Here is a 21,221-nt window from a genome sequence, read left to right on the forward strand (position 1 = left end):
TCAGGTGGTAAGCTATTGAAATGATCTATCAATTTCGCTCCAAAGCTGGTCCGGACGTCATCATGCTGGCGGATCTGACTAAGCGGATTTTTGATATTTTGGGTCGCCCGCTCGAACCCAGAGGAATTCTGATGCAGGAGCAACTACCCACCCTCATCACAGCCTTAGAGACTGCCATCCTTCAAGATCTTGAAGAACGCTCTAAATCAAAAAATGAAGGATCTGAACAACCAAAGCTGGCAGACCGCTTAGGTCAAAGAGCTTATCCATTTTTAGAGCTGATGAAGCAGGCCAATGCCAAAAACGAACCCATCTTGTGGGGCGTTTAATCTACTAAGCTAGCCAACTGACGACGAACATCCTCTACCGACTGCCCGCGTCGCTTAGCAAGATCCTCGAGCTGATCGTTGTTAATTTTTCCAACATTGAAGTATTGAGCATCTGGATGAGCCAAATAGAAACCGCTCACGCTCGAGGCTGGATTCATTGCCATGGACTCGGTCAAAGTCATACCAATGTCTTCTGAGCCGATAACTCTTAATAAATCTTGCTTCACTTCATGTGATGGACAAGCAGGGTAGCCCGGGGCAGGACGAATACCACGGTACTCTTCATTAATCATCTGATCATTTGTCAGAATCTCATCCGTTGCATAGCCCCATAAGTCAGTGCGCACACGATGGTGCATCAATTCGGCAAAGGCCTCTGCCAAACGATCCGCTAAAGCCTTCAACATAATGGCGCTGTAATCATCATGTTTTGCTTGAAACTCGACGACTTTCTTTTCAACCCCATGACCCGTAGTCACTGCAAAGCAACCAAGATAGTCGGCAACTCCAGAATCTTTTGGCGCTACATAATCTGCAAGACAACGATTAGGCCTACGCACGCCATCAATCACTGGACGTTCAGATTGTTGCCGTAAGTTGTGCCATACAAACAAGGGATGTTGACGCGCTTCATCACTGTACAAAACAATGTCATCACCTACGGTATTGGCTGGATAAAAAGCAACCACAGCATCTGCTTGTAGCCACTGGCCTTTGACCAATTTATCCAACATAGCCTGCGCATCTGCATAGACTTTACGCGCCTCTATACCAACGATCTCGTCATCTAAAATTGCAGGGAACTTACCAGCTAAGTCCCAGGTTTGGAAGAATGGCGTCCAATCAATATACTTAGCGATATCGCCAAGCGCAAAGTTTTTAAAGATACGTCGCCCTATGAATTTTGGTTTTTCTGGAACATAAGTAGACCAATTAATCATCTCGCGGTTTTTACGTGCCGCCTCCAGAGAAATAGTAGGTGCAGCCTTCTTATTCGCATGTTGTTCACGAATACGCTCATAGTCATCACGCATGTCTTGAATAAACTTTTTCGCGCTTTCATCAGACAATAAGCTAGATGCAACAGAAACCGAACGAGAAGCATCGGGCACATAAACCACTGGGCCATCGTAATGGGGGGCAATCTTTACGGCCGTATGTACGCGCGAAGTGGTAGCGCCACCAATCATTAAGGGGATTTGACGCTCACGGAAATAATCATCTCGCTGCATCTCTTGCGCAACATATGTCATTTCTTCAAGCGAAGGTGTAATCAAGCCAGATAAACCCACAATGTCCGCATTCTCTTCTTTGGCACGCTTGAGAATTTCTGCGCAAGGCACCATCACACCCATATTAGCTACTTCAAAGTTATTACATTGCAGCACAACCGTCACAATGTTTTTGCCAATATCGTGAACGTCGCCCTTCACAGTCGCCATGACAATTTTTCCCTTAGCCTTTGCTTCGCCGCCTGCTGCAATGTGTTGACGCTTTTCTTCTTCAATATAAGGAATCAGAATGGCAACTGCCTGCTTCATGACGCGCGCGCTCTTGACCACTTGTGGCAAAAACATTTTGCCGGCGCCAAACAAGTCGCCAACGACATTCATGCCATCCATTAGAGGGCCCTCAATGACCTCGATTGGTCTACCGCCGGCACCCATAATTTCTGCGCGCAATTCTTCGGTATCTTCTTCAATGAATGTTGTAATCCCATGCACCAATGCATGCGTTAAGCGTTCGCGAACTGGACCCTCACGCCATGCCAAGTTTTCCACTTGCTTAGCGCCGCCGCCCTTGAATTGATCGGCTATATCTAATAAACGCTCGGTTGGTGTTTTGCCATCTTTTTCTTTGAAGCGATTTAGCACTACGTCTTCTACACGCTCACGCAACTCAGGGTCTAAATCAGCGTATACGCCCAACTGACCAGCATTGACGATGCCCATATCCATGCCAGCTTGAATAGCGTGATACAAAAATACTGTGTGAATTGCTTCGCGAACTCGATCATTTCCGCGGAAAGAGAAGCTCACGTTTGAAACGCCACCACTCACCTTTGCGCCTGGTAGATTTTCTTTAATCCAACTAGTGGCATTAATAAAATCTACAGCGTAGTTGTCATGCTCTTCAATACCTGTCGCAATCGCAAAGATATTGGGGTCGAAAATAATATCTTCGGCTGGAAAGCCGATTTCATTGACGAGGATGTTGTAGCAACGCTGACAGATTTCTGTCTTACGCTTAAACGTATCTGCTTGGCCTACTTCGTCAAAAGCCATCACTACTGAGGCCGCACCATAGCGACGAATCAAACGGGCTTGGTGGCGGAAAGGCTCTTCACCTTCCTTTAATGAAATCGAATTCACAATTGGCTTACCTTGAATACACTTCAAGCCAGCCTCAATCACGCTCCACTTAGAAGAGTCGATCATGATAGGAACACGTGCAATATCAGGCTCGGATGCAATCAGATTCAAGAAGCGCGTCATCGCTGCTTCTGAATCCAACATGGCCTCATCCATATTGATATCGATCACTTGGGCGCCATTTTCAACTTGCTGGCGCGCTACTGCAAGCGCCTCATCAAATTGATTATTCAAAATCATGCGCGCAAATGCCTTAGATCCGGTTACATTGGTGCGCTCACCAATGTTCACAAATCCAACAGCAGAAGTCACGTTAAATGGCTCAAGGCCAGAGAGCTTCATGGCTGGCATTGCTTTATTGATTTTGCTCATACTGATGCCTCAGCATTCTCACGATAGAACGCACGTGGCTTCCGCTTAGCAACTGCATTAGCAATGGCACGAATATGATCGGGGGTAGTACCACAGCAACCGCCAACCAAATTCACCAAGCCATCTTTAGCAAAGCCATCTACCAAACTTGAGGTGATATCGGGCGTCTCATCAAAACCCGTATCACTCATTGGGTTAGGCAGACCGGCATTAGGGTAGCAAGACACTGCTGTGTCACAAATACGTGAAAGCTCCGCAATGTAAGGGCGCATTAGTGCAGCACCGAGGGCGCAGTTCAAGCCAAATGTCAGTGGCTTGATATGACGCAAGCTATTCCAGAATGCTTCAACGGTTTGTCCCGAAAGAATTCGGCCTGAAGCATCAGTTACTGTCCCTGAAATCATCACGGGCAAACGTTCGCCTGTTTCTTCGAAAAATTCATCAAGGGCAAACAAAGCTGCTTTTGCATTGAGCGTATCAAAAATCGTTTCCACCAAAAATAAATCCACACCACCAGTGAATAAACCTTCAATCTGCTCACGATAAGATGCGCGCAAAGCATCAAAGGTCACGTTACGGGCGCCCGGGTCATTCACATCCGGCGAAATACTAGCGGTCTTGGGAGTAGGGCCAATTGCTCCTGCAGCGAAACGTGGTTTTTCTGGTGAGCTGTATTTTTCACAAGCGGCACGGGCAAGTCTCGCGGAGACTTCATTCATCTCTCGTGCTAAGCCTGCCATTTTGTAGTCTTCTTGGGCTACTGAAGTTGCACCAAAGGTATTCGTCTCAATAATGTCTGCGCCGGCATCCAAATACTGCTCATGGATCTTGCTAATAATTTGTGGCTGAGTCAAAACCAAGAGCTCATTGTTGCCCTTAATGTCACCTGGATGATCAGCAAAACGAGTATTACCTGGGAGACCACGGTAATCAGCTTCGCTTAGCTTGTATTGCTGAATCATGGTTCCCATCGCGCCATCCAATATTAGGATGCGCTGCTTTAGTAGATCAGGAAGTACCTGACCACGGGTATAGGGCTGGGACAAACCATTAAATTGCATTGCTTAACCGGGATTAATCTCTAGAATCCCTTATTCTATTGGAAAAGCCACTTTTCATTTACCTCGGAGCCCTTATGTTTGGAACCATTCCAGAATTCAATCAAAGCCTTGAAATGTTTAAAACCATGTGGGGACAAGGCGCAGCAGGTCAAGCTGGGCAGTTTCCCTTTACTGCGGATGCCTCAAAGGCTGCTGGTGGATTTGGATCAGCCTTTCCTGGCATGGACATTGAAGAGCTCGAGAAGCGTATTAAGGACCTCAAAAGCGTCGAGAACTGGCTTAACCTCAATCTGAATATTCTGAAGTCAACGATTCAAGGTCTTGAAGTGCAACACGCCACGATGATGGCGTTAAAGTCCTTTGGGGACGCCGTATCAGCTGCAGGTGCAGCAGCTACAGCGCCAAAAGAAGAATCTTCTAGCAACAAGACTAGCAGCGTTAAAGCTAAACCGCGGAAAACCTCAACACGCCGTCCTCGCAAAGCTGGCGATCCAACTTTCCTCGACGAAGTAGGTAATTCAGGTGAGCAATAGCCTCACCCATAGCAAAAGTGAGTTGGTGAATATCTAATTCACGTTTAAATAAAACCGGCACTATCTCACGAGCAGTTGCCGGTTTTTTACATGCCCCAAGCGTATCTGCCAATCGATCATCATGATGCGCATTAAGCTGTGCAATCCGAGGTTTCATTCCAATAAAAGGTTTGCCATGCGAGGGCAGTACTAAGGTATCGTCAGGCAAGGGTAAGTATTTTTCTAGGGACTGCAAGTAAAGCCCCAGTGGATCAGCATCTGGGTCCGCATCGAACACGCTAACGTTCGTAGAGATACGAGGCAACAACATGTCTCCAGATATTAAAACGCCCAGCGTTTTACAAAAAAGGGATGCGTGTTCGGGCGCATGGCCGTAACCCATAATGATTTGCCAAGCATGTCCACCAATCACAATCGATTCGCCATCAAGAATGCGACGATATTGACGGGGAACACCGGGCACCATATTGCTATAGTAATTTGAACGTGCCCGAATTTTTTCTAAATCATCTGATGTAGTCAAACCATGCTTCTGAAAATGATCTGCTGAGCCACCGCCACCAGCACGCGCACCAATAGCAGCGCCACCCTCTTTGCAGCTCAACCATTGCGCTGTTAAATAATCTGTCATAGAAATCCACAAAGGCGCATTCCACTTTTCGCACAGCCATTGTGATAAGCCAACATGATCAGGGTGCATGTGAGTCACAAGCACTCTTAGCACTGGCAGACCCTCTAGTTGGGTTGCAAAAATCTGCTCCCATGAGGCCTTGGTTTCATCATTTGCAATACCACAATCAACGATGGTCCAACCCGCTACACCCTCTATTTCATCTCTCAATAACCACAAATTGATATGGTCCAAGGCAAAAGGTAGACGCATTCTGAGCCAACGCACGCCTGGCGCCACCTCAATAGATTCTCCTACCTGAGGAAGCTCCTCGCCTAAGGGATAATGAATAGCGCTTTCTGCAGCAGTTTGTTTTTGAGGGCTCATGTTTAGTTTTTTCGTTCTTATCTTTTACACCTAGGCTTACTTTGACTTCAGTACCGTCACCTTGCATTAACTGGTGCGACATCAATCCTGAAAATGGATATTGTCGAGGTTGCTATCGTACGCTTACTGAAATCGCAGATTGGTCAGAGCTTTCAAATGCAGAGAAGCTCGAAGTTTGGTCACAACTAAAAACTCGCAAACCTCAAGTAACTCAATAGCCCAATAAAAGCTTTTTCAATTCTTTATTTATTGACGTCCACAATCAAACGTCCTCGTACATTACCAGCCATTAACTCTTTTGCATACTTTAGGGACTCCTCTAAAGTAATTTCATGAGAGATTTCATCAAGAGTTTTCAAGTCAACCAATTTGCTGAGTTGCTCGTAGGCTGCAATTCGTTTTTCACGTGGGACGGTAACACTATTAACACCGTATAAAGTGACGCCTCGCAAAATAAATGGGGCAACACTAGATGGAAAATCCATGCCTTGCGCAAGACCACAGGCGGCAACTGCGCCATTGCTCTTTGTTTGTGCACAGGCATTTGCTAAAGTGTGGCTTCCAACGCTATCCAAAACAGCAGCCCAGCGCTCTTTGGCCAAAGGCTTTCCAGGCTCGGACAAAGTGGCTCGATCAATGATTTCAGTAGCACCTAATTTTTTCAAATAGCCCGCCTCAGCCATTCGACCCGTGCTAGCCACCACTGTGAAACCTAACTTACTTAGTAAGTGCACCGCAAAACTGCCCACGCCACCCGCAGCACCAGTCACTAATACTTCACCATCGCTTGGTTTGAGGCCGTGCTTTTGCAAAGCCATTACACAAAGCATTGCGGTATAGCCAGCAGTACCAATTGCTAGAGCCTGTTTAGCGCTAAATCCTTTGGGTAATGGAATGAGCCAATCAGCCTTCACACGAGCCTGTTGTGCCAATCCGCCCCAATGCCCCTCACCAACCCCCCAGCCATTCAATAGGACCAAATCACCAGCTTTAAAGTCTGGGCTAGAGCTTTCCATCACTTCACCAGCAAAATCGATTCCAGGAACCATTGGAAAGCTACGTACTACGGGGCTTTTGCCAGTAATGGCCAAACCATCCTTGTAATTGAGAGTGGAATATAGAACCTTGACCCGAACATCTCCTTCAGGGAGATTGGCTTCATCTGCCTGGCCCAGCTCAGCGCGATAGCCTTGGTCATCTTTATTAATCAATATTGCTTTAAACATGTGTCTTCCTTTTCAAACGAGACAATTCCCCGCAGCTTTTGCTTAATAGGTTTATCCTAACGAGCATTGCTGATTATGGAGGCTTCCATGAAAAAAATTCTACTATTAACTACGATTTCTGGCTTGATGCTTGTTGGGTGCTATTCGACCCAGATCAACATGTCTATGGGAAATATGCGCCTCATCACTTCTAGTGCCGATCCACAAGACGTGATGGATTTTGCGACCAAGACCTGCAAAAGCGACTTTTATGAAGGTGCCAGCTTCTTATCTAAGGCTGGCAAGGAATATCGTTTTAAGTGCGTGAAGGCTGAAGAAAACGAAGTGTTGATTCCAATTCCAGGAACTACTATCGCTCCAGTAGCAGCAAAGTAAGCAGTTGATGGCTCCGTTCACCTCACAAGAGCTTCGCAAAGGATTTGCTTCTTTTGCCACCGGGGTAACGGTCATCACCTGCCTTGATGAGGATCAAAACTCTCATGGCATCACCATCAGCTCTTTCAATACCGTATCTCTAGAGCCGCCCCTCATTTTGTGGAGTCTTAAGAAGCACTCCCGGCTCATGCCCTGGGTCGAGGTTGGCAAGAAGCATTTAATTCATGTTCTAGAACGCTCTCAAGAAAACTTGGCAATGCACTTTGCAACTGTAAAAGTAGATCAATTTGCTGGCGTTGATCACAAAATTGCAGTCAGCGGCCTTACGCAGATTAACCATTGCGTCGCATATTATGAGTGCGAGACAATTACAGTTCATGTTGGCGGCGATCACAACATCATTGTTGCTAAAGTCATTAACCTAAAAAATCATCCAGAAAAAGAGCCGCTGATTTTTGCGCGCAGCCAATTTGTTGGCCTTGATTTTTCTGAAATCAAATCTAGCTAACATCAAAAACTATCTCAAGGAAATACCATGATGCGTTTGTGGGGTCGTAAAAGTTCCATCAATGTTCAAAAAGTATTGTGGTGTCTAGCCGAGCTAGGACTGAAGGAGGGCATAGATTTTGAACGGATTGATGCAGGCCTGCAATTTGGAATCGTTCGCTCTCCAGAATTCTTAAAACTCAACCCTAATGGGCTTGTTCCAACCCTAGAAGATGGTGATATCGTACTTTGGGAATCGAATACCATCATGCGTTACCTGGCAGCACAGTACGATAAAAATAAACGCTTTCCAGCAGATACAAAATCACAATATGGTTCTGAAAAGTGGATGGACTGGCAAGTTGGCACGCTATGGCCTACCTTGCGCCCCTCTTTTCTAGGTCTTACTCGAGTACCAGAGGCGGAGCGTGATCACGCAGCAATTCAAAAGGCATATCAAGACACCAATCAGTTATTCACCCTACTGGATCAAACCCTAGCAGCGCAAGCCTATTGCTCGGGACAGCAATTTCATATTGGCGATATTGTTCTCGCTTTATGCGTACACCGTTGGATTTTATTAAATGAGTCATTCCCCAAGCAAACGGGATTACGTGCAGATCTCAAAAATATTGACCGGTGGCTAAAAGAACTACGTACTGAAACACACTTTCAAGAATTCGCAGAGAAGGAACTCAATATTATTAGTAAGTGATATTGAGTTAGGAGCTATTCCCGCCCTTACTCTTGCTTGAACTTCTTCTGATGGTGATCGGCACCCATGAAGAGGTACATGGCAGGCACTACGAATAAAGTAAACAAGGTTCCAATGGATAGCCCAGTGAAGATCACAATACCCATGGATTGACGTCCGGCAGCACCAGCCCCAGAAGCAATAACCAGTGGCAGAACACCTAAAACCATCGCAGCAGTAGTCATCAAAATTGGTCTTAAACGTTCGCTAGCAGCCTCAATAATCGCGTCAAGCTTGCTACGCCCGCCTTCTTGCAAAACGTTAGCAAACTCTACGATCAAGATGCCGTGTTTACTGATCAGCCCCATCAAGGTCACTAGACCAACTTGCGTATACACATTTAAGGTTGTAAAGCCGAGATTAATAAAGATGAGTGCGCCAAAGAGTGCTAAGGGCACGGAAACTAGAATCACAATCGGATCGCGGAAGCTTTCAAACTGCGCCGCTAGAACTAAGAACACAATCAAAATCGCAAAGAACATGGTGACCAAGAATCCCCCAGACTCGGCCATAAACTGACGAGATGGGCCTGCGTAGTCCATGGTGTAACCGTTCGGAGCCACCTCTTTTAAAGTCTGACGCATGAACTCTAATAAATCTGCTTCAGAAATGAAAGGGGTACTAACACCTGAAATCGTCGCAGAATTCAATTGCTGAAAGTGATTAATCGATTGAGGAACAACTCTTTGCTTAATGCTTGCAATCGTTCTCGCCTGAATCATTGCACCGCTAGGAGTACGAATGTAGTAATCCAATATCTGATCAGGGTTCAAGCGATCTACCTGTTTGACTTGCGGAATGACACGGTAAGAGCGTCCAGCGACTGAGAAGTAATTCACATAACCGCCGCCCAGAGCTGCAGATAATGCTGAGCCCACTTGCTGCTGAGTCATCCCCAAAGCAGCCACTTTTTCACGATCAATCACCAATACATCTTGTGGCTTATCAATCTTTAAGTCAGAGTCGACAAAGAAAAAGTTGCCGCTACGACGTGCTTTATCTAATACCGCTTGCGATACTTCATTTAACTGCTCATAAGACTCAGTTGTGTTAATCACCACCTGTACCGGCAAGCCTTGCGCTCCTGGTAAGGCTGGGAATTGGAATGCTGCCACACGAACGCCAGCAATAGAGTTCCACTTTTGCTGCATATCTTCTTGGAACTTGGTTGCGTTCCGACTGCGCTGACTCCAATCCTTAAGCAAGATACCGCCGAAGCTAGAGGTAGGGCTGGTAATCTGAAATGCTTGCTCGTACTCAGACTCCGCTGCTGCAATAGCGTAAATTTGATCTGCATAGGTCTGCATCTGATTCACGGTGCTATTGGGTGGCCCTGATGCCTGCATCAAAACGATACCTTGATCTTCAGTAGGGGCAAGCTCTGATCGAGCAGTTGCATATAGGTACGCAACGCCACCCAACAAAATAGCGCCCATCACAATAATGACTTGCCATGTGCTCAATAGATCACGCAGAGTAGTTTGATAACTGTGGTGCACCTTATCGAAAATGCGATCAATCTTCTGCACAAAAGCAGATGCTTCTTGCTCCTCAGTAAAGATGCGTGAGCACATCATGGGAGATAAAGTGAGAGCAATTAAACCTGACACGGCAACCGCGCTAGCCAAGGTGAAAGCAAATTCAGTAAAGAGCGCACCCGTTAGACCACCCTGGAAGCCAATTGGAATATAGACTGCAATCAATACAACAGTCATAGCCAAAATGGGGCTGCCCAATTCACGGGCGGCAATCAATGACGCTTCTAAGGGCGATTTACCTTCCTTCATATGTCTGTCAACGTTCTCTACTACGATGATGGCGTCATCCACTACCAAGCCAATTGCCAATACCAAAGCAAGCAGGGTTAATAAGTTAATGGAATAGCCCAGCACTTGCATCAGGAAAAAAGTGCCAATCAAAGAAAGTGGCATCGCAATGACGGGTACAGCAACCGCACGTACACTACCTAAGAAGAGATAAATCACTACCGTGACAATGACTAAGGCTTCGAGCAAAGTCGAAACAACTTCATCAATGGAGCTGGTAATAAATTCAGTGGAGTCATACACAATCTTGCCATTCATACCAATAGGCAATTGCTTCTGAATATCAGGAACAGCATCTCTAACGCGCTGCGCAACATCAAGTAAGTTAGCCTGAGGGGCGACCTTAATACCAATGAAAACTGACTGCTTGCCGCTAAATGCCACATTTGTGTTGTAGTCTTCAGACCCCAAAGATACATTGGCAACCTGATCTAAATAGACAATATTGATGCCATCTTTTTTAACCACCAGCTTGCGAAACTCATCTAGCGTGTGAAGATCAGTCCCTGCGACCAAGTCAACGGAGACCATGTCGCCTTTGGTACTGCCCACTGCTGATAAATAGTTATTAGCAGACATTGCGCTATAGACATCGTCTGCACCAACACCCAAGCCAGCCATCTTTTCACGATCCAACCAGGCGCGTAAGGCGAACTTTCTGCCACCAATAATTTCAGCATTCTGCACGCCCTCAACAGAATCGAGCTTCGGCTTGACAACTCGAAGCAGGTAATCGGTGATGGCGTTATTGGGCAATTGATCGCTATAAAAGCCCATATACATCGCTGCCGTAGATTGGCCCACTTGTACCGTCAGAATAGGTTGCTGCGCCTGAGGTGGTAATTGATTTTTAACTGCACTAATTTGCGTTTGAATTTGTGTCAATGCGGCATTGGAGTCATAGTTCAGTTTTAACGTAGCAATGATGGTCGATACACCACTTACGCTAGCCGAAGATAAATAATCAATACCTTGAGCCTGTGCAATTGAGGCCTCTAGTGGCTGTGTAATAAAGCCTGCAATCGTTTCAGGATCAGCGCCATAGTAAGCGGTCGTAATGGTCACAATCGCGTTTTGTGTTTGCGGGTATTGATTAACTGGCAGAGATCCAATCGCCTTTAAGCCAAATACCAATACGAGAGCGCTCACCACCAGCGAAAGCACTGGTCGGCGAATGAATATGTCAGTCCAATTCATCTGCTACTTATTCCTGTGGTTTAGGATCAGGTGAATTTGCAGGCTGCACCTTATTGTTAATAATTAATGGGGTGCCATTCTTCAACTTCAATTGACCGCTCGTTACCACCGTGTCACCCTCATTAATACCCTTGAGAATAGCTACCTGATCACCACGCGTGTTACCCGTAGTGACAAACACTTGCTGCGCCTCTAAAGCAGGCTTGCCTTGTTTATCTTTCTTCCCGGTTTCTTTTGCTATGAAAACTGTCGAGCCATATGGGTTATAAGTCACAGCAGTCTGCGGCAAAGTGAGCAACTTTACTTGGTCACCCAGCTTAATATTCACATTTGCAAACATCCCTGGGAGAACTTTCTTGTCTGGATTTGCAAGCTGAGCCTCAATTTGAATATTGCGGGTATTGGTATCTACTTTGGGGCTTACGGCTGTAATCTTGCCAGTGAAACTGGCCTCCTTAAATGCGTCAGTGGTGACAACGACCTCTTGACCAACCTGAATCTGCTCGGCGTTGCCTTGTGGCAAAGTAAAGTCCACAAAAATAGGATCCAAAGTCTGGAGCGTCAGCAGCTTATCACCTGGATTGACATACTGACCAGGATTAATCGAAACAATACCGACTCGCCCACTAAATGGCGCCTTCAGATTTTTCTTGGCTACTAATGCGGTTTGCGCCTCTACCTGTGCTTGCTTTGATTGTGCATCTGCCTTGCTTGTATCAAATACATTCTTACTAATTGCCTGAATTGCCAATTGTTGCTTATCCCGCTCATTGATGACCTTGGCAAGGTCGGCCATGGCTTTTAAGGAATTTAATTGCGCAACATCTGAAGCATCATTCAGCTTAATTAATAACTCGCCTTCTTTTACATCTTGACCAGACTTAATGGGTACTGTTTGCACAAGACCACCAATCTCGGTGCTCAACTCAACACCTCTAAAAGCGCGAACATTACCGACACTGGTCAATTTTGGCTGCCACTCTGATGTAGCAATCACCATGGTAGAAACCGTTGCTGGCGGCAAACCCATTCCTGAGATGAAATGCTTAATCATGAAAGTCTTCAGTTGATTAAAGCCAAATATCAGGCCTAGCAACAAGAAAACACCACACAGCATGATCGTCATACGACGCTGAAGTGGCTCCATTGCCATGAGCTTGGCATACGCTTTAGTACCACGCCATTTAGCCCCCATACGGGCATAGAAGGCTTTTGCTTTTTCCCAAATCGCAATTGCCTTATCACGCAATTTCCATTGCTCAGCCTTGAGTTTCATCCAAGCCCATAAGGCAAGAACGGCAGCAATCAGCTTGCTCTTAATTGTTTCCAGAAGTTTCATTTTGATCTTTATTCGCTATGGCTTTTGGTTTAAAAGCGGGGCCCTCACGATTCCACCAGCCGCCGCCTAATGCTGTAAATAATGCTGCTGTATCAGAAAATCTTGTAGCCTGCGCAGCCACAGATTTCACTTTTGCTTGTTGATACTGATTTTGGTAATAAAGCACCGCCAAATAACTAGCTGTACCTAATTTGTATTGTTGCTGAACAAGGTCCAATGTCTCGTAGGCATAGCGCTCAGCATCAGATGCCGACTTGAGCGCTTGAGCTCCTGTCTCAAGTGCACGTAAGGCATTGGCAACTTCTTGAAAGGCATTTAATACTGTTGCTTGATATTGAAAAGCCGCCTGCTCGTAATTGGCAATCGCACCACGACGTTGAGCTAACAATTGTCCACCCTGAAACAAGGGCTGCAAGATACCGCCACCGATAGACCATAAAGCTGAGTTAGGACCGAATAACGCTGCTGAAGTCAGCGCAGCTGAACCGATGGCCCCCGTGATATTAAATTGAGGTAATAAATTTGCTGTAGCAACACCTACAAATGCGTTCTGCGCTTTCAATTGCGCTTCGGCGGCACGTACGTCAGGACGTTGCCGTACCAAGCTGGATGGCACTGAAAGTGGCAACTTTGCCGGGAGGTGTAACTTACTTAAATCGAACTTTGTAATGTCGGCATTACTCGGTAACTCACCGACAAGCACCGCCAACTGATTGCGCGCAAAAGCTAAATTTCTCTCGTAGTTAAAGAGATCCACCTCAGAAGATGAAACTAAAGTGCGTTGTGATGTGACATCTACCTTAGATACCGTACCAATCACTAATTGTTTCTCGGTTACTTCCGCAAGGTTTGTTTGCGCTTTCAGAATTTCTTCGGTTGCTTGCATTTGTGCGCGCAGTGCCGCTTCTTTGACTGCGCTAGTGACAACGTTAGCTGTTAAAGATAGATAGGCACCCTCTAATTGATACTGCGCAACCTCCGCTTGAGCTCTTGCGCCCTCGACTGCACGACGAGCACCACCAAATACATCGAGCTTGTAGGTAACGTTTACTGAGGTGTTGTAAAGGTTGTAGGTATCAGAACCATAAGGCAAGCCATAGATGGCGGAGGGTTGAAGCTGCCTAGTAGCTGCACCACCCAGACTTACCGCCGGAAAATATTGCCCGCCAATTTGCGCGCTCACGTTTTCCTGAGCGGCACGCAATGCGGCATCAGCAGCACCTAAATTCGGATTTTGTTGTAAGGCTTTTTTAATTAAGGCATCTAATTCGGGGGACTTATACAGCTCCCACCACTGCGCCTCAATATCTGCGCCCTCAACAAACTCTTGATCAGTTCCACCAGGCACACCAGGAGCAGTGACGAGTTTTTTAGATAAAGGGCCTTCGGTATAGGAAGATGTTTTAGGGGCTTCGGGCTGCTTAAAATCTGGTCCTACTGCGCACGCAGAAAGCACACCTATACAAATCAGTGCCAATAACTGCAAGCGTGGGAGCGTGGGTACTTTTGAAAGAAACATGGATTGCAGCAAATATCCTCTTTTACAAGAGATATTTGAACACAAAAATGATCCCGGGACCCTGTAAAGCCCTGATTTATCTACCTAAATTTGTACATAAGTTTGAATGAAAGTCAAACTCAACGCTTTATTCAACCGTCACACTCTTTGCCAAGTTTCTAGGCTTATCTACATCCGTGCCACGGGCGCATGCTGTGTGATACGCCAATAATTGCAGAGGAACTACATGCAGAATAGGTGAGAGGTTGCCGTAATGCTCTGGCAATCGAATGACATTGATGCCATCGCTGCTGACTATCTCCGTGTCATGATCAGCGAAAACGTATAACTTACCACCGCGCGCCTTAACCTCTTGCATGTTAGATTTCAACTTCTCTAGCAAGTCATCCTTAGGAGCAACCGTAACCACTGGCATCTTGTCAGTAACCAATGCTAGCGGCCCATGCTTTAACTCTCCTGCGGGATAGGCTTCTGCATGGATATAAGAAATCTCTTTTAACTTCAATGCGCCCTCAAGTGCAATTGGGTAATGCATCCCGCGGCCTAAGAAGAGTGCGTTCTCACACTTAGAAAATGCTTCACTCCAAGCAATGATTTGTGGCTCAAGTGCAAGCACTGCGTGCAAGGCTTTTGGTAAATGACGTAATTCTCGAAGAAGCTCTTTTTCTTTTTCCACAGAAATTCTGCCAGCACGCTTCGCAATCGAAACCGCTAAGAGATACAGCGCCAGTAATTGCGTAGTGAATGCCTTAGTAGAGGCAACGCCAATCTCAGCACCTGCTTTTGTTAAGAAGTGCCAGTCAGTTTCGCGAACCATCGCACTGCTTGCAACGTTGCAGATGGCTAAAGTGTATTTATGACCAAGAGCTTTAGCATGGCGCAAGGCGGCCAAGGTATCTGCTGTCTCGCCTGATTGTGAAACCACCACGATCAAGGTCTTTGGATTTGGAACTGTTATCCGATAGCGATATTCGCTTGCGATTTCTACTTGCGTCGGAATGCCTGCAATGTCTTCTAACCAATACTTGGCAACGCATGCAGAGTAATAGCTAGTGCCGCATGCCAGAATGAGAATCTGATCGAAAGCTTTCCAATCATTAGCATTTGCACCAAACAATTCTGGCCCAAATGAAGCAATATTCGCAAGAGTATCGCCAATCGCCCTAGGCTGCTCAAAGATTTCTTTTTGCATGTAATGCTGATAAGGGCCAAGGTCGACAGAGTCAGCCTGAGCAGGCATTGGCTTTTGCTCACGCTTTACATGACTTCCAGCCTGATCAATAACCTCAACGCTATCGGCCTTCAGAATAGCAACATCACCTTCTTCTAAATACATCATTGCGTGAGCGCGACCAGCCAACGCCAAGGCATCTGAAGCCAGGAAGTTTTCTTGATCGCCCAAGGCAACAACCAACGGAGATCCCGCACGTGCACCAACTAATGTACTTGGACTGTCTTTTGCAATCACACCAATAGCATACGCACCATGTAATTTTGGCAGTACAGCACGTACAGATTGCGCAATATTTTTTTGTCCAGACCCGACATACTGTTGATGAATTAAATGCGCAATCACCTCTGTGTCGGTCTCGGATGTAAACACATATCCAGCCGCTTTTAATTCTGCTCTGAGGGCTTCATAGTTTTCAATAATGCCATTGTGTACAACGGCAATCAAGCTGTTAGAAATATGGGGGTGGGCATTTTGTGTGTCTGGTTTCCCGTGAGTGGCCCAGCGAGTATGGGCAATACCTAGGGTTCCGCAAAAATCTTTACTTTGCTCGGCTAGCTCGGAAACGCGCGCAGTCGTGCGAGCTCTTTCGATAGGATGTTGAGCATCGTTACCATTAATTACTGCAAAACCGCAAGAGTCATATCCACGATACTCAAGGCGGCGCAATCCCTCAACTAAAACATCAACAATATTTTTATGGGATGCTGCCCCAACAATGCCGCACATTATTTTTTGCCCTTTACTACCTTCTTGGCTGCTTTTTTAATGGGTTTCTTAGCAGTCTTTTTAGCGGCAACTTTTTTTGCACTTATTTTTTTTGTCGTCTCTGTTGTTGCTTTCTTTACAGGGCGCCGCCATTGCAAAGAGATTTGTTTTGCTCTTGAGATCGTCAATTGATTGGGTGGTGCATCCTTAGTTAACGTGGTACCAGCACCTAAAGTAGCGCCGCGACCAACCCGAACAGGGGCAACCAATTGTGTGTCCGAACCAATAAAGACATCATCTTCAATAATGGTTTGATGCTTATTGACGCCATCGTAATTACAAGTAATCGTGCCAGCGCCAATATTGACTCTTGAGCCAACAATAGAGTCGCCAACATAGGCTAGGTGGTTAGCTTTGCTATTGGCAGCAATTTTGCTGTTCTTCACCTCAACGAAATTGCCAATGTGAACATCATTCGATAGATCTGCGCCGGGACGTAAACGAGCATAAGGCCCAATGACCGATTGGTTGCCAACCTTTGCGCCATCCAAATGACTATAAGCATGTATCGATACATCCTTACCAATGACGCTATTGCGAATCACACAGTAAGGACCAATCTTGGTTCCAGATGCTAAAGTGACACAGCCTTCGAATACGCAACCCACATCAATTGAAACATCAGTGCCGCACTCTAAGGTACCGCGCACATCAATCCGCACAGGATCAGCAAGCGATACGCCCGCATCCATTAATTGATTGGCAATGTTGAGTTGATGAACTCGTTCTAACGCAGCCAATTGATCACGACTATTGACACCGACAGTTTCAAACTCGTCGTCGGCTTGAGTAGTGCGAATAGGTACGCCATCTTTAACAGCCATGGCGATAACGTCCGTTAGGTAATACTCGCCCTGAGCATTGCTGGCACGCAATGCCTTAAGCCATTTCTTCAGAGAATTGGTTGGCAAAACCATAATGCCGGTATTAATTTCTTGAATCGCTTTTTGAGTAGGCGCCGCATCCTTCTCTTCAACAATTGCTTTTACCGAACCATCAGCATCGCGCACGATACGGCCATAACCTGTTGGATTGCTTAAAGTCTGAGTAAGGAGCGCCAGAGCAGAATCTTTGCCACGCACACCGTCAGCTAGCTTAGCCAACTTACTTAAAGTCTTTTGGGTCGTTAAGGGCACATCACCATACAAAACTAAGGTGGGCTCTTTTTCATCGAGTTTAGGCAACGCCTGTAGTAAAGCATGGCCAGTTCCTTTTTGTTGCGCCTGAAGGGCTGTGCTTACTTTGCTAAATCTAGAATCTTCTTTTGCGGTGTTTGCCAAGAATGCTTTAACGTCTGCGGCACCATGTCCAATCACCACAACGGGTCCATTTTTGGCGGACTTGCCTTGGAGGGATAAAGCAGTATTGAGGACATGCTGCAGAAGGGGCTTGCCTGCCAAAGTTTGCAGGACCTTGGGCAACGCAGATTTCATCCGCTTTCCTTGCCCAGCAGCCAATATGACGATATTCATAAAGGGGGATTATAAGTCCCCTGAATAATAGTTCCACAAGCCAATTCGTCCAAATCTGCCTCATCAATTGCCTTGTCGCCTGCTGACCTGGCGGCAATTCCAGTCAACTCAGTAGAAATCTCGAGATTCTGAAAATCAAACGCTTCCCCATCCATTAAATGGGAAGGCACGATGTGGTGCATTGACCGGAATAGATTCTCTACACGACCAGGGTGCTTCTTCTCCCAATCGCGGAGCATTTCTTTCATCACTTGGCGCTGTAGGTTGGGCTGGCTACCACATAAATCACAAGGAATGATTGGGAAGCTCATATCGACCGCATATCGTTCCAACAGTTTTTCTGGAACATAAGCGAGGGGGCGAATCACAATATGTTTACCATCATCTGATCGCAACTTAGGTGGCATACCTTTTAACTTGCCCGCATAAAACATATTAAGCATTAAGGTTTCTAAGATGTCATCACGATGATGACCTAAAGCAATCTTTGTTGCACCTAACTCATCGGCAACGCGATACAAAATGCCACGACGCAATCGGGAACACAAGCCGCAAGTCGTTTTACCTTCAGGGATAACACGCTTAACAATGCTGTAGGTATCTTGCTCTTCAATATGGAATGGAATGCCTAGGCTCTTAAGGTAGTTAGGTAATGTCTCTGCAGGGAAATTCGGTTGCTTTTGATCCAAATTCACGGCAACGATTTCAAAATTGATTGGGGCACGTTCACGAAGCTTCATCAATATGTCGAGCATGGCATAGCTATCTTTTCCGCCAGATAGACACACCATCACCTTATCGCCATCTTCGATCATGCCAAAGTCGCCAATAGCTTGACCTACCAAGCGACAGAGTTTTTTCTCTAGCTTGTTTTCTTCGAAGATAACTTTACGAATATCGCCCATGAAATTTAATTCTTCTTGAATTCTTTTTAAGATTGTTTAATTCGGAAGACTTCAACCCCTACCGAATGGCAATCGGGATAGACGTCAGGCTTAGCGGTACTAACACGTGCAGCTAAGACTTTGGGATGTAACAACATTGCACTCACAATATCATCGCAAAAAGTCTCTTGTAAATGAATGTGCCCCTTAGAGGCGCGAGCTTTAATAGTTTCGCGCATAAAGTCATAATCCACCACTTCATCTAATTGATCGTTCGTAGGCGTATTCATTGCCAATGGAATATACAAATCTACATTCAAAATGACACGCTGCTCAGCTTTTTTCTCAAAGTCATGGACGCCGATATTGATATAGATCTCATAGTCTCGCAAAAATAGACGGCGACAATCAATCAGAGCGGGATGGGAAAGAATGGCATGCATGAATAGTAGTTTCTTTAATTAGTTTTAAACATCACATCACGTGATGAAGGTAATAAGTGTTGCCCACCATCCACATAAAGAGTGGTGCCAGTAATTGCATTTGAGTCAGCCAAAAATACTGCAGCCTTTGCAATGTCTGCTGGTGTAGATGACTTACCTAATGGCGTCATTTGATGCGCTTTAGAAAAACCTTCATCGGTCTGTTCGCCAGAAGGCAAAGAAATGCCGGGCGCTAAACCCACTACCCTTAGGTACGGCGCAAAATCCATTGCCAACATCTCCACAGAAGTTGCTAATGCAGCCTTCGATAAAGTGTATGACAAGTAATCCGGATTTAAATTGATGAGCTTTTGATCTAGCAACTGGATTACCGAAGGAATGACATCGAACTTACTACCATTCTTTTTCTGGAACTGAAACATGAGTTGAGCCAATAAAACAGGCGCGGTTAAATTAACCTGCATGTGGTCTTGCAGCGTCTTTGTTGTTAGCGGCGTATTTGTGCTGGCACGGTCATATTCAAAAATTGATGCGCTATTAACCAAGCAATGTAGATGAGTGAATTCCTTGCTGACTTGAGAAAAAAGATTTTGAGCTGACTGCTCATTTGCCAAATCAGCTTGAAATGCTGCGGACTGGACCCCAAAACCCTGAATTTGGCCAACTGTTTCTAAGGCTTCCTTTTCAGATCGCCCATAATGAACAGCCACATCCCATCCCTGACGTGCGAATTGCAAAGCGATTTCTCGACCGAGGCGCTTGGCAGCGCCAGTCACTAAAACGGCTTTTCGTTGCTGGGAAAGGGCGGTTGAACTGGGGTTCAATTAAATTCTCTTAGACTAGCGAGCTATGGATATTACCTTGACCAGCCTCGAAACGGAGCACAGTGAGCTTCTGAAGGCCAAAATAGCCTCTCAGATCGTCTCTCGGGGCGGCTGGATACCCTTTTCTCGTTATATGGAAATGGCGTTATATGAGCCCGGAATGGGCTACTACAGCGCAGGGGCTCATAAGCTAGGCGCTGGTGGCGACTTCACTACGGCCCCCGAACTGAGTCCTTTATTCGGCGCAGCGATTTGCTCAACCCTCATCCCAGTTCTAGAGGGCCTCAAGGCGCAAGGTCTGCCAACTCAAGTATTGGAATTTGGTGCAGGCACCGGCAAGCTCGCCACATCTATTTTGGGCCGTCTTCAGGATCTCGATTTCACATTAGATCGCTATGACATCGTGGAGATCTCTCCCGACTTAGCACAGCGCCAGCAGGAAAGAATTAGCAATGCCACTACAGAGCGCAATATCTCAACTCAATGTCATTGGCTAAATGAACTACCCCAAAATTTTAAGGGCGTCATCTTGGCAAATGAAGTCATTGATGCCATTCCATGTGATGCCATCATTTTTCAAAATGGGTTTTGGTATTGGCATGGGGTCTCTCTTGAAGATGGAAAACTGATCTGGAAAACAGGATTGCCTGTTGAGCAAGCTTTGCTTCCCGAAACCTTATTAAATGGCAATTTTTCAGAAGGCTATGTCACCGAATTACATACTCCTGCAAATGCATGGATGCGACAAGTAGCCCATCATTTAAATGCCGGCCTGTTTCTCACCTTTGATTACGGCTTTCCAGAGAGCGAGTATTACCACCCACAAAGATTGGAAGGCACATTGATGGCACACCATCGCCATCATGCAATACAAGATCCATTTCATCTGCCCGGTCTTTGCGATCTCACCACCCACGTAGAGTGGTCACAAATCGCTCGCTGTGCTCTTGCAGAGAATGCTGATGATGTATTCCTGACAAACCAAGCTGCCTATTTATTGGATGCAGGCATTGGTGATATTGCCTTGGAGATTGGTGACCCTGGCAATCCAGAGACATTCTTGCCAATTTCCAACTCACTACAAAAATTATTATCTGAAGCAGAAATGGGTGAGCTATTTAAGGCTTTTGCTTTCTCGAAGAACTTAGATCAATTATTGCCAGGCTTCACGCTTGAGGATCTGCCTGGATTGCGCGGCAGAAATCGACTCTAA

General features: G+C 45.9%; 19 protein-coding genes. 7 read left to right on the forward strand and 12 right to left on the reverse strand.

The annotated features are described in order from the left end of the window. The first annotated feature begins 20 nt into the window (after positions 1-20). A complete protein-coding gene (locus tag FD968_RS09820; protein ID WP_215366015.1) occupies positions 21-329 on the forward strand; it encodes a DUF1840 domain-containing protein in 309 nt (102 codons plus the stop codon). Here the strand turns inward: FD968_RS09820 and metH are convergent. Together metH and FD968_RS09830 are read right to left on the reverse strand one after the other, a co-directional pair. Further along, positions 326-3,073 carry a methionine synthase gene (gene metH / locus FD968_RS09825; RefSeq protein ID WP_215366017.1) on the reverse strand — a complete coding sequence of 916 codons (2,748 nt, stop codon included), beginning with the start codon at positions 3,071-3,073 and terminating at the stop codon, positions 326-328. The genes FD968_RS09820 and metH overlap by 4 nt on opposite strands. Beyond that, entirely contained in the window at positions 3,070-4,134 is a 1,065-nt protein-coding gene (locus FD968_RS09830) for a homocysteine S-methyltransferase family protein (protein ID WP_215366019.1), read from the reverse strand. Before FD968_RS09830 ends, metH begins: the two co-directional genes overlap by 4 nt. 74 nt (positions 4,135-4,208) lie before the next feature. Between FD968_RS09830 and FD968_RS09835 the strand changes: the two genes are divergently transcribed. Further along, complete coding sequence (locus FD968_RS09835) at positions 4,209-4,667, forward strand: PhaM family polyhydroxyalkanoate granule multifunctional regulatory protein (protein WP_215366022.1); 459 nt, start codon at positions 4,209-4,211, stop codon at positions 4,665-4,667. Here the strand turns inward: FD968_RS09835 and FD968_RS09840 are convergent. After that, on the reverse strand, positions 4,579-5,664 hold the full coding sequence (locus FD968_RS09840) for an MBL fold metallo-hydrolase (RefSeq protein WP_215366024.1): 1,086 nt from the start codon (positions 5,662-5,664) through the stop codon (positions 4,579-4,581). The two genes, FD968_RS09835 and FD968_RS09840, sit on opposite strands and share 89 nt — an antisense overlap. A 41-nt stretch (positions 5,665-5,705) precedes the next feature. On the opposite strand from FD968_RS09840, the gene FD968_RS09845 reads away from it, so the two are divergent. Next, positions 5,706-5,882 carry a DUF1289 domain-containing protein gene (locus tag FD968_RS09845; RefSeq protein WP_215366026.1) on the forward strand — a complete coding sequence of 59 codons (177 nt, stop codon included), beginning with the start codon at positions 5,706-5,708 and terminating at the stop codon, positions 5,880-5,882. A gap of 24 nt (positions 5,883-5,906) precedes the next feature. On the opposite strand, the gene FD968_RS09850 is transcribed toward FD968_RS09845, so the two are convergent. Further along, positions 5,907-6,890, reverse strand: coding sequence for an MDR family oxidoreductase (locus FD968_RS09850; RefSeq protein ID WP_215366028.1), 984 nt, complete (start codon positions 6,888-6,890; stop codon positions 5,907-5,909). A gap of 87 nt (positions 6,891-6,977) precedes the next feature. Between FD968_RS09850 and FD968_RS09855 the strand changes: the two genes are divergently transcribed. From FD968_RS09855 to FD968_RS09865, 3 genes are read left to right on the forward strand one after another with little or no spacing between them, the layout of a single operon-like run. Then, the gene (locus FD968_RS09855; protein WP_215366030.1) at positions 6,978-7,265 is read left to right on the forward strand and encodes a hypothetical protein; all 288 of its coding nucleotides are present in this window, start codon (positions 6,978-6,980) and stop codon (positions 7,263-7,265) included. Between the two features lie 7 nt (positions 7,266-7,272). Further along, entirely contained in the window at positions 7,273-7,773 is a 501-nt protein-coding gene (locus tag FD968_RS09860) for a flavin reductase family protein (protein WP_215366032.1), read from the forward strand. 27 nt (positions 7,774-7,800) lie between these two features. Then, a complete protein-coding gene (locus tag FD968_RS09865; RefSeq protein ID WP_215366034.1) occupies positions 7,801-8,466 on the forward strand; it encodes a glutathione S-transferase family protein in 666 nt (221 codons plus the stop codon). A gap of 26 nt (positions 8,467-8,492) precedes the next feature. Here the strand turns inward: FD968_RS09865 and FD968_RS09870 are convergent, their stop codons facing one another. From FD968_RS09870 to FD968_RS09905, 8 genes are all read right to left on the reverse strand, one after another. Continuing rightward, a complete protein-coding gene (locus FD968_RS09870; protein WP_215366036.1) occupies positions 8,493-11,528 on the reverse strand; it encodes an efflux RND transporter permease subunit in 3,036 nt (1,011 codons plus the stop codon). 7 nt (positions 11,529-11,535) lie between these two features. Next, positions 11,536-12,675 carry an efflux RND transporter periplasmic adaptor subunit gene (locus FD968_RS09875; protein WP_215368139.1) on the reverse strand — a complete coding sequence of 380 codons (1,140 nt, stop codon included), beginning with the start codon at positions 12,673-12,675 and terminating at the stop codon, positions 11,536-11,538. A gap of 169 nt (positions 12,676-12,844) precedes the next feature. Further along, complete coding sequence (locus FD968_RS09880) at positions 12,845-14,386, reverse strand: efflux transporter outer membrane subunit (RefSeq protein WP_215366038.1); 1,542 nt, start codon at positions 14,384-14,386, stop codon at positions 12,845-12,847. A 127-nt stretch (positions 14,387-14,513) separates the two neighbouring features. After that, positions 14,514-16,346 (reverse strand): glutamine--fructose-6-phosphate transaminase (isomerizing), encoded by a 1,833-nt coding sequence (gene glmS, locus FD968_RS09885; protein WP_215366040.1) that lies wholly within the window; start codon positions 16,344-16,346, stop codon positions 14,514-14,516. Next, positions 16,346-17,857 carry a bifunctional UDP-N-acetylglucosamine diphosphorylase/glucosamine-1-phosphate N-acetyltransferase GlmU gene (gene glmU, locus FD968_RS09890; RefSeq protein ID WP_215366042.1) on the reverse strand — a complete coding sequence of 504 codons (1,512 nt, stop codon included), beginning with the start codon at positions 17,855-17,857 and terminating at the stop codon, positions 16,346-16,348. The genes glmS and glmU overlap by 1 nt, the downstream gene beginning before the upstream one ends. Beyond that, entirely contained in the window at positions 17,854-18,762 is a 909-nt protein-coding gene (gene ttcA, locus FD968_RS09895; RefSeq protein ID WP_215366045.1) for a tRNA 2-thiocytidine(32) synthetase TtcA, read from the reverse strand. The genes glmU and ttcA overlap by 4 nt, the downstream gene beginning before the upstream one ends. A gap of 26 nt (positions 18,763-18,788) precedes the next feature. Continuing rightward, entirely contained in the window at positions 18,789-19,184 is a 396-nt protein-coding gene (locus FD968_RS09900) for a dihydroneopterin aldolase (RefSeq protein WP_215366049.1), read from the reverse strand. Positions 19,185-19,198: 14 nt separating this feature from the next. Continuing rightward, a complete protein-coding gene (locus FD968_RS09905; protein WP_215366052.1) occupies positions 19,199-20,008 on the reverse strand; it encodes an SDR family oxidoreductase in 810 nt (269 codons plus the stop codon). 25 nt (positions 20,009-20,033) lie between these two features. Between FD968_RS09905 and FD968_RS09910 the strand changes: the two genes are divergently transcribed. Then, entirely contained in the window at positions 20,034-21,221 is a 1,188-nt protein-coding gene (locus tag FD968_RS09910) for a class I SAM-dependent methyltransferase (protein ID WP_215366055.1), read from the forward strand.

Source organism: Polynucleobacter sp. AP-Titi-500A-B4 (assembly GCF_018688095.1).
In the GTDB taxonomy this organism is placed as follows: domain Bacteria; phylum Pseudomonadota; class Gammaproteobacteria; order Burkholderiales; family Burkholderiaceae; genus Polynucleobacter.